This is a genomic window from Micromonospora sp. ABR4_055 (genome assembly GCF_056160425.1).
In genome coordinates, this window is record NZ_JBSWXD010000208.1 from 1 (window position 1) to 9,321 (window position 9,321).

Genomic DNA, 9,321 nt, shown 5'->3' on the forward strand with positions numbered 1-9,321 from the left:
TCGTGTCCCCGTCCGGCTGGACACACCAGTCGTCGTACACCCGCAACGTGCCCAGATCGGCATCCGGCTGCCCGTCCACCACCGTGAACGACCACCGCTGCGCCGTCGTGCCGTTGCACTCGTACAACTGCACCTGCTGACCGGCAACCGCGAACCCCGCCTGCAGGTCCAGACACTTACCCACCACACCCACATAGGCGGTCCCGCCACCACCGCCCTGACCGGCGATCCGCTCCACCTGACCGTCGTAGGTCCAGGTCAGCTCCTGCACGTCACCGGAAGGCACCGACTGCACAGACCGCGTCTCACCGGTTGCCTCGTACAACCGCTCGGCCTCGGCCGTCACCTGCGCACCCGCCGGCGTCACATACTCCTTACGGACCGACGTCAACGTCCGCGGCTGCGACCCGTCCGCGCCGCCGTAGCCGTACGTCGTCGTCGCGTCCTTCCCGGTGTCACCACCGAGGTCCTTCTCCACCAGCTCCGACCGGTTACCGAGCAGGTCATAGGAGTACTCCTGCCAGTAGCCGGCCCCGTCCGGACCCGCCGCCACCGACGCGGCAGCCGGCGCCACCGCGCACGAGGTCTGGTCGGCAGCCGTCCACGCCCCGGTCAGCTGGCCCAGCGGGTCGTAGCCGAAACACTGCCGTTCCTGAATGCCGGCCGCGTGCTCCCGGATCGCGGTGACGTTACCGGCCGCGTCGTAGCCGTACGACCGGTGCGACACCAGGTTCCCGCCGACGATCGCCTGATCACCGGTCTGCTCCCGGAACACCCGCTGATCGGTCAACGCGCCACTGGCGTCGTCGTACGACGCCGTCGTCCACACCCGGTGTGGCTGCGCGCCCAACGTCGACCGGAGCACCTGCCCGTACGGCGAGTAGACCGTCTCCGCGCCGTACCAGTCCTGCCCGGACACCGACAGCGGCAACCCGTCGGCCGTGTACCGGACCAGCACCTGCTCGGCCGGCATCCGACCGACCGCCGGCAGATCGACCGACGCCGGCAGCCCGGTGTCGGTGTACGCGTAGCCGTACGTGTAGGACTCCGCCAGACCCCACATGTCGGCGACCGACTGCGGCAACGTCAACGTCGTCGACGTCGGCTGGTAGTCGTCGGTGTAACCACCGACCTGCTGCGTGTACGCCAACCCGTCGGTGTAGCGGGTCGCGGCCGCCGGCAGCCCGATGCCACCCGGCGCGGTGTCGTAGCCGTACTCGGCCAGCAACGTCCCGCTCGGCCCGTCGAGCCGCTGCTGCGTCGGCCGGGACAGTTCGTCGTAACCGTTCCACACCGTCACGCCACGCGCGTTAGTCGAGGTCAGCGGCCGGTCCCGGTGGTCGTACGTCAGCGTCGTGCTGCCGGAGTCCGGGTCGTTGGCGGTGACGAGCCGGCCGCGCTGGTCGTAGCTCCAGGTCCACGGGCGGTCCGGGTCGGCGGAGTGGGTGGCCGACGCCAGCTGGCCGCGCGGGTGGTAGCCGTACCGCATGGTGGTGAACTCGGTGCGCGCGGCGTCGGTGAACGTGTCGACCCGGACGGTGCGGCCGATGGCGTCCGAGTAGGTCCGGTACGACGGCGAGCCAGCCGGGTTGATCACGGTGGAGTGGTCGGTGCCGTACTCGTAGCGGGTTGCCCGCTCCGGTGCTTCCGTGCCGCGCAGCACCGGCATCTCGGTGACGACCCGGCCGAGACCGTCGTAGGTGTAGCGGGTGGCGTTCGGCACGGCGGTGTCGGCGAGCGGGGTGAACAGCCCGCCGCTCGGTGCACCCTCGGCGTAGTAGGCGTTGTTGGTCTGCCACACCTCACCGGAGGTGTTGTAGAGCGTGTCGCTGATCAGCCGGCCGCCGCCGACGGCTTCCTGCTGGCTCTGCCGTTCCCGGCCGAGCCCGTCGTAGAGGGTGACGGCGGTTTCGACCCGGTTCTCGTGGCCGCGGCTGCGAGTGACCACGTACGGCGGTTTGCCGGCCGGCAGGTGGTATTCGGCGCTGAAGTCCGGGACCGCGCCGGCGGTCGGGGTCCGTCCGGGCGCCCAGACTTCGACGAGGCGACCGAGCGGGTCGTACGTCGACTGGCTGACGTGCCCGTTCGGGTCGGTGCTGCGTACGGCGACACCGCGACCCGGGTCGACCTCGACGGTCTGTTCGTGGCCGAGCGAGTTGCGTTCGACGACCTCGTAGGCCTGCCCGGTGGCCGGTTCGAAGGTGGTCGTCGAGGTCCTACCGTCCGGATCGGTGCGGGACACCACCCGGCCGATCGCGTCGAAGGCGACGGTGCCGTCGCTCTGGAAACCGGACCCGTCGGCCTTCAACGACCAGGAGCCGGTGACCAGGGCCCGGGTCGACGCGGCGAGGGCGGTGCCGTACGGCTGGCCGTCGTAGCCGACCCGGCTGGCCGAGCTGAGTGTGGTCAGGTCGTCGAAGTCGGCGTCCGCGCACAGCGTCGGGCTGGTCCGCAGCTGGCGGGTCATCCCGATGACGTGCTGGTCGGCCCGGTGCAGGTAGTCGACGTACGTGCAGGACTCGTCGCCGGGTCGGCCGGTGTCGCCTCGGGACTCGACATGCGTGGGCAGCCCGTACATCGTCTCGTAGGTGGTGCGGGCTTCGACGACCCGTTGGGTGCGGGTGTCGTCGCCGGTCCCAGAGGATCGGGTGTACGTGATCTGCCGGGGTTCGGTGACCCGCCAGGCGCGTAGCGGGCTGAGCCCGTCGTCGCGGTCCCGCCGGGCGAGTTCGGTGGCGGCCGGCACGGTAATGCTGCGGGTCAGCCACGCCGCGTCGGCGTCGTCGGCGCTGGTGTAGGTGAGTTCCTCGGCGATCCGGCCGGCGAACGGCTCGGCGTCGGAGGCGATCAACACGCCGTCGATGTCGTGGACGTCGACGGTGTCGCCCAGGCCGCGGAAGTACCGGGTGACGGACTTGCTCCGGCGGCTGCCGATGGCCGGGTCGTCGTCGCCGGTGATCACGGTGACCTGGCCGAAGCCGGCGAACCGCGAGTAGGTGCGGGTGGACTTCTTGGTGAACTCCTGCTCCGCGAGTTTCCAGCCGGCGTCGGCGTAGGAGTACCGGGTGACGGTGGGGTAGGCGCCGTCGACGGCGGGCAGTTCCTCGACGGTGTCGACGACGTACTTGTGGAACCAGTCGATGTCCTCGACTGCCGGGTCGGGGTGCCAGTAGGACGGGTAGCAGAGCCGGGTGTTGGCCTTCAACGCGGCGGTGTCGTTCTTGCCGGGCAGGCCGGTGCCGGTGTCGCAGGCCCCGGTCGGCTGCTTGTACGTGACGATCGTTTCGCCGCCGTACTCGTTGATGACCCGGCCGATGCGCAGCCGGGAGAAGTTGGGCCGGTCGTCGCGGCGTACCCGGTTGGGCATGTCGTCGGGGTTGGCTTCGAACCGCACCGCGTTGAGGGCGATCTTGTCGTCGGGGTTCCCGCTACGGCCGTAGCCGGTGCGGGTGACCGACTCCAGCCACAGTGCCGTGTTGAGCCCGGTCCGCAGGATCGGGAAGGACTGCTTGAGCCGGTATTCGTCGACGGTCTGCAGTGCGGTGGAGCCGGGCTGCCGCTGCGCTGAGGTGGTGATCCGGTCGAGGCGTTTGCGGGTGAAGAACGCCGGGGAGGCGTTCCAGCACTTCTGCCCAGCGGTGCAGTGCAGGTCGGCCGGGGTGTCGTACCAGATCCGGTAGTTGCTCGGGTCGGTGCTGGTGAAGTTGGCTTCGGTGCAGGTCAGCGAGCCTTCAGCGAAGCAGCGTTCGGCGACGGTGAAGGAGACCCGGGCCAGCGGCGCGGCCGAGTAGACGCTGTCGGCGCGCTGGCCGTAGTCGATCCGGGTCAGGTAGCCGCCCCGGTCGTAGCGGACCGGGTCCTTGAAGTTGAAGTTGCGGGCGTAGTAGTTGGTCTCCTTCGCCCACCACAGGCTCATCGCGTTGCCGTGGACGTCCTCGACGTAGTCGAGGGACCAGCGCCACGCCTGGGTGCAGGCCGACCCGGCCCAGTTGCCGACCTGGTAGCAGGGTTCACCCGGGTGGTTGCCGTAGACGGGGGCGGTGAGCACCGAGTTGGTCACCGGGTCGCCGGACGACCAGCCGGGCAGCCGGTGCCGACCGAACCAGTGCCGGGTGCCGTCGCGGGTGGTGACCACCCAGTACTCGCCGTCGGCGTCGCCGTTGGCCAGCCCGGAGTCCTTGAGTAGCTGCACCTTGGAGCCGTCGCCGTTGGCGGTGATCCAGGTTTGCTCGTCGTCGTCGAGGACAAGTTCGGTGGTCATCCCGCCCAGCGACAGGGTGGCGTTGTTCGACCCCCAGCACAGGTCACCGGTGCGGTGGCTGGCGTTGTTGGAGCCGGCCTTCTTCGAGTCCTGCCGGCAGTTGGCGTAGCTGCGGGTGATTGACCCGGCGGCGTAGTCCCAGCCGTCGCCGATCCAGGAGGCCTGGTTGTTGGTGGCCGAGGTCCGCCCGTCCACCGACTGCGACGAGTACGACAGGTTGACCTGCGGCATCAGCCCGCCGGAGGTCTCCGGCACCTGCACCTGGTAGCCGTAGGTGAACGCGCCGGAGGAGGAACCGGCCGCCCAGGAGCCGGAGGAGAGCAGCGGGGTGGCGGTGTAGTCGCCGGCCGCTGACGCGCCGGTGTCCAGTACGCCGACCACACTCGACGACGTGGCGGACGTGGTGGCCCGGCCTGCTGCGGGCTCGCCCGCCAGCAGCGCGCTGACCGGGACGGTGCCGCGGACCACGCGCCGGGTCGACGCCACCGAGACCTGGCTCGGTGCCGGGGTGAACTCGCCGGTCCCGGTGATGCCGGCACCGCCGGCCTGTGGTCCGGCGCTGCGGCCGGTGCTGCCGTCGGCGGTGGCGCAGTCGCCACTGTCCGGGGCGTCGTAGACGCATTCGGGCAGCAGCAGGAAGCCGAACCGGTCGGCGGCCTGCGGCCCGTACAGGTCGGCGAAGGTGGTGTAGTCGACGGTCAGCGCGACCTCGGCGGCCGGGTCGGCGGTGGCCGGCGGGGTGATCTTCATGATCAGGCCGGCGACACCGGCGGCCTGGGACGCCTCGGGGGCGGCGAGGCCGACAGCCCAGCTGCCGGCGAGATCGGCCGGGTCGCCATCGGACGGTACGCCGAGCGCGACCGGCAGGTCGTCGACGGGCAGCGTCTCACCAGCGGCCAGACCGGTGAGGTCCACGGTGCCGTCGCCGGACTCCCACGGGGTCACGGCCTGCGGTTCGTACGGCACCACCGGTACCTCGTCGGCGGTGGTCAGGTCGGATTCGGCTGACTCGTCCTGGCCGACCAGTTCGGCGTCCGGGATGTCCGGCAGGTCGACCTCGATCGCTTCGCGGCTCATTCCCGGGCCGGGTATCGCCCACGCCTGCGCGGGCAGGACCGTCACCACCATGACCGCCGTCAGCAGGAGCGTGCCGCCCCGGCTGGCAAGCCGTCGGCCGAGCCGGCGTGCTCTGGTACGGGTGGCTCGGTCACCGGCGGCTCGGCGGTCCAGCTGCCAGGACTGTGGACCGGTTCCACGCATGCGCGTCGACTCCCAGGCGCGAAGAGAAGGTGCGGACGGACCGCGAGAGCACACGCCGGGTGTGGGGCACGGTCGTGAGCACTCTGCGTCAAGTTGATCTGACACTCAAGTGAGCGGCAGGTTGACGGCAGGGATCTGAGTGAACTGCGTCACTGGTCAATCACGACCTGTGGTGGCAATCTGCACACAAGGCGTAGAGATCTTGAAATCGCAATACATGGATGAGTTGCCACTAGCAAAAGCTGACAAAGACTCGTATTCCGGCGCGGGTGGCGATGCGCACCAGTGGGATATAACAGGTTAGTAACGTTAAAGAGGGGCGCGTCGACAGTGGTGTCCGTGCGATCGTGTGCGGACTTCTGCCCCGTGGCCGCCGAGCGGGCGCAGTGGTGTCCACATCGTCCCTGCCCACCGGGTCCCACGGGAGTAGACCGCAGTGACCGCGCCTCGCCTGCTCAGCCCATTCACGCGTACGCGCACCAGGCTCACCCTGACCGTCGGTCTGCTGGTGGTCGCGCTCGTCGCCGCGACGCTGCCCTGGCTGCGGTCCACCATCGACCGGCTCGTCGCCGCGGATCCGGCACCATCGGCCGGCCCGCTCGACGACTCAGCGGCCCTGGCCCAGGCCCGCCGCACCGGCAAGGAGGTGCTGATCGACACCGCGACGACCGCCACCTCACTCACCTGGGCCAGACCGGACGGGCAACTGCGTACCACCAGCCACGCCATCGCACAGCGGGCCCGCGACACCACCGGGCAGTGGGCGGAACTCGACACCACCCTCACCCGCACCGGTGCGGCCGACCAGGGCCGGGCCGACGGAGCCGGCCGCAGCCGGGTCACCGACGACGCCGACGGTCTCGGCGTACGGCCGGTCAACGCCCCGGCGCCGGTCCGCTTCTCCAGCGGCGGACCGGCCGCCGACCGGTACGCGGCAGCGGACGACCAACCCGCCGACACCACCGACACCACTGACCGGGTGCTGGCCGAGCTGGACCTCGACGGTCACACCATCACGTACACCTGGCCCGGTCCGCTACCCGAGCCGGTGCTCGACGGCCCCCGGGCGCTCTACCCCGACGTGCTGCCCGGCGTCGACCTGCTGATGGTGGTACGCGACGACGGCGGCGTCGCCCAACTTCTGATCGTCAAGACGCCCGACGCGGCCACGGTGGACTCGGTCCGCCAAATCAACTACGGCCTGCGGTCGGCGACCGCTGTCTTCCAGCACGATCCGGTCACCGGCGGGGTCCGGATCCTCGACCCGGCCGACGACGAGGAGATCAGCTCCATCCCCACCCCGTTCGGCTGGGACTCCTCCGGACGCAACACGGACGACCCCGACTCGCCCCCGCGTACCTCGGTGGCCACCACGACCGACGTGCTGAGCCTGTCCGGCCTCAGCGGTGCCGAGCCGGGCTCCAAGGTCGGCCAACTGCCCAGCACACTCGACGGTGACGGCACCGGTGAGGCGCGGCTGCGGCTGGACGCGGCGGCCAGCGGACTGCTGGACGACCCCGATGCCCGGTTCCCGATCTTCCTCGATCCGACGATGCGCAGCACCACCCAAGCGTGGGCGACCATCTACAGCCAGCACCCGAATACCAACACCTGGAACGGCACCAACTTCAACAACGGCAGCACCGTCGCTCGGGTCGGCTACGAGGAGGAGACGCCGCTGCGCGCCCGCACCTTCTGGCGGATGGGATTCAACAGCAGCATCGAGGGCGCCACGGTCAGTTCGGCGAGTCTGCGGCTGCTGAACAACCATTCGTGGAGCTGCCAGGCCCGGGAGATGCGGCTGTGGCTCACCGGTGCGATCTCCTCCGGCACCACCTGGAAGAAGCAGCCGGACTGGATCTCCGAGCAGCAGCGTCGGTCGTTCGCGCATGGCTACAGCAACCAGTGCGCCGACGCGTACGTCAGCTTCGACGTGCAGCAGGGGGCCCAGGCCGGCGCGACCAACGGCTGGTCCCAGATCACCTTCGTCATGCGGGCCACCGATGAGGACGACACCCACACCTGGCGCAAGTTCCAGGTCAGTGCGACCGAGCTGACCGTGGTCTACAACCGCAGCCCCAACGAGCCGACCGCCGGCACCATCACACCCGGCGGAAACTGCGCCCCCGGGCCCGGCGGCGGCACCCTCGTCGCCCGGACCAACCTGGTGCTGGCCGCCACTGGTTCAGACCCGGACGGAAACCTGCGCGGGCTGCGCTTCCGCTTCTGGCCCACCGGCGGCACGGTGCCCGCCGGGACCCTCGTCACCAGCCTGAGCAGCGGCCGGGGCAGCGTGACGATCCCCGCCACCAGCCTGGTGGACGGCGTCACCTACTCCTGGGACGTCCGGTCTGAGGACACCGACGGTGCGACATCGTGGTACTTCCCGCCAGGTGATCAACCCTGTCGGATCACGATCGACGCCAGCGCGCCACCGGCTCCGGCCGTCACCAGCGACGTGTTCCTGGCCGCCACCCCGGACGGAGCGACCTGGGCAACGGTGAAGTTCGGCCAGACCGGTCCGGTCACCTTCACCGCCGCCGACGCCGCCCAGTTCAGCTACGCGCTCGGCGGGCGTGAGCTGACATACGTGACCGCCAACTCCGGCACGGCGACCGTGCCCGACCTGCGACCCCGACACTCCGGCCCGACCACCCTGCAGGTGTACGCGTACGACGCGGCCGGCAACCGGAGCGCCCGTACCGACCACACCTTCTACGTACCGCCTCGCGACACCGCCGACGGGCCGGGTGACACCGGCGGTGACGGACGACCCGATCTGACGATCATCGACGCCGACGGCAATCTGCGGACCTATCCCAGCGACACCGACGGAGCCCTGTACGGATCCCTGGCGGCGTCGTACAGCGTCGATGGCCAGCTCGACCCGGCTGGTCACTGGTACGACCCGGCGACCTCCCAGGTCGCGCTGCTCACCAAGTACGGCGACGCCTTCCCCGGCGACGGCGTGACCGATCTGTTCGTCCGCACCCCCGACGGCGGCTTCTGGATCTACCCCGGCGACGGGTACGGCAGCTTCGACGTCGACGACCGGATCCGGGTGCGGTTGCCGGCCGACGCACCGGACCCGGCCATCTGGACCCAGCTCAAGGCCGTCGGGGACATCACCGGGGACGGTCACCCCGACCTGGTCCTGCGGGCCGGCCCCGCATTCTGGACGTTGAGCGGCTACACCGGAGCCAGCTTCCAGCAGGCGACCCTGATGGAGGGCACCGCCTGGGCCCGGCGGGAAATCGTCAACGTGGCCGACATCGACCAGGACGGCACCCCGGACCTACTGTGGCGCGACTTGGACAACGGCAGAATGTCTGTGCGGCACGGCCTACCTGGCACCGTCGCTGGTAGCGTCGACCTGCACTCGTTGAAGTTGGCCATAAACTCCCGCGACGGTGACGTCTCCTTCGGCACCGGCTGGTCGGCCGCGAGCGTCGACCTGGTGATCGGCGTCCCCGACGTCAACGGCGACGGCATACCCGACATGTGGGCCCGGTGGACGTCGGACGGACAACTGCGGGTCTACCATCCCTCCACCTCCGCCGCAGGCACCGCCGTACAGGTTCTTTCAGATGCGGCCTATCCGGGCGTCAAGGGCCTCGGCTGACCGCCGCATCGTCGACGTCCGTTGCCGATCTGCAAGTCGAGCCGTTGATAGGGATCCGGGCGCAGCAGTAGTCGCAGCCGTTCGAGCACGGCGCATGGCGTAGCCGGCGGCGCGGGCACCGGCCCGGGCACGTTGCGGGTGTACGACGACTGGTGTGTCCAGCCGGACGGGGACACGG

Annotated in this window: 2 protein-coding genes; one reads left to right on the top strand and one right to left on the bottom strand. The window is 70.1% G+C overall.

Going from position 1 to position 9,321, the window contains the following annotated elements; translation table 11 throughout:
• The coding region (locus tag ACXAHD_RS29565; protein WP_475054751.1) for a sugar-binding protein at positions 1–5,521 on the bottom strand (5,521 nt) is incomplete at its 3' end.
• A 436-nt stretch (positions 5,522–5,957) separates the two neighbouring features.
• On the opposite strand from ACXAHD_RS29565, the gene ACXAHD_RS29570 reads away from it, so the two are divergent.
• Positions 5,958–9,143 carry an FG-GAP-like repeat-containing protein gene (locus ACXAHD_RS29570; protein ID WP_475054755.1) on the top strand — a complete coding sequence of 1,062 codons (3,186 nt, stop codon included), beginning with the start codon at positions 5,958–5,960 and terminating at the stop codon, positions 9,141–9,143.
• Positions 9,144–9,321: the final 178 nt, after the last annotated feature.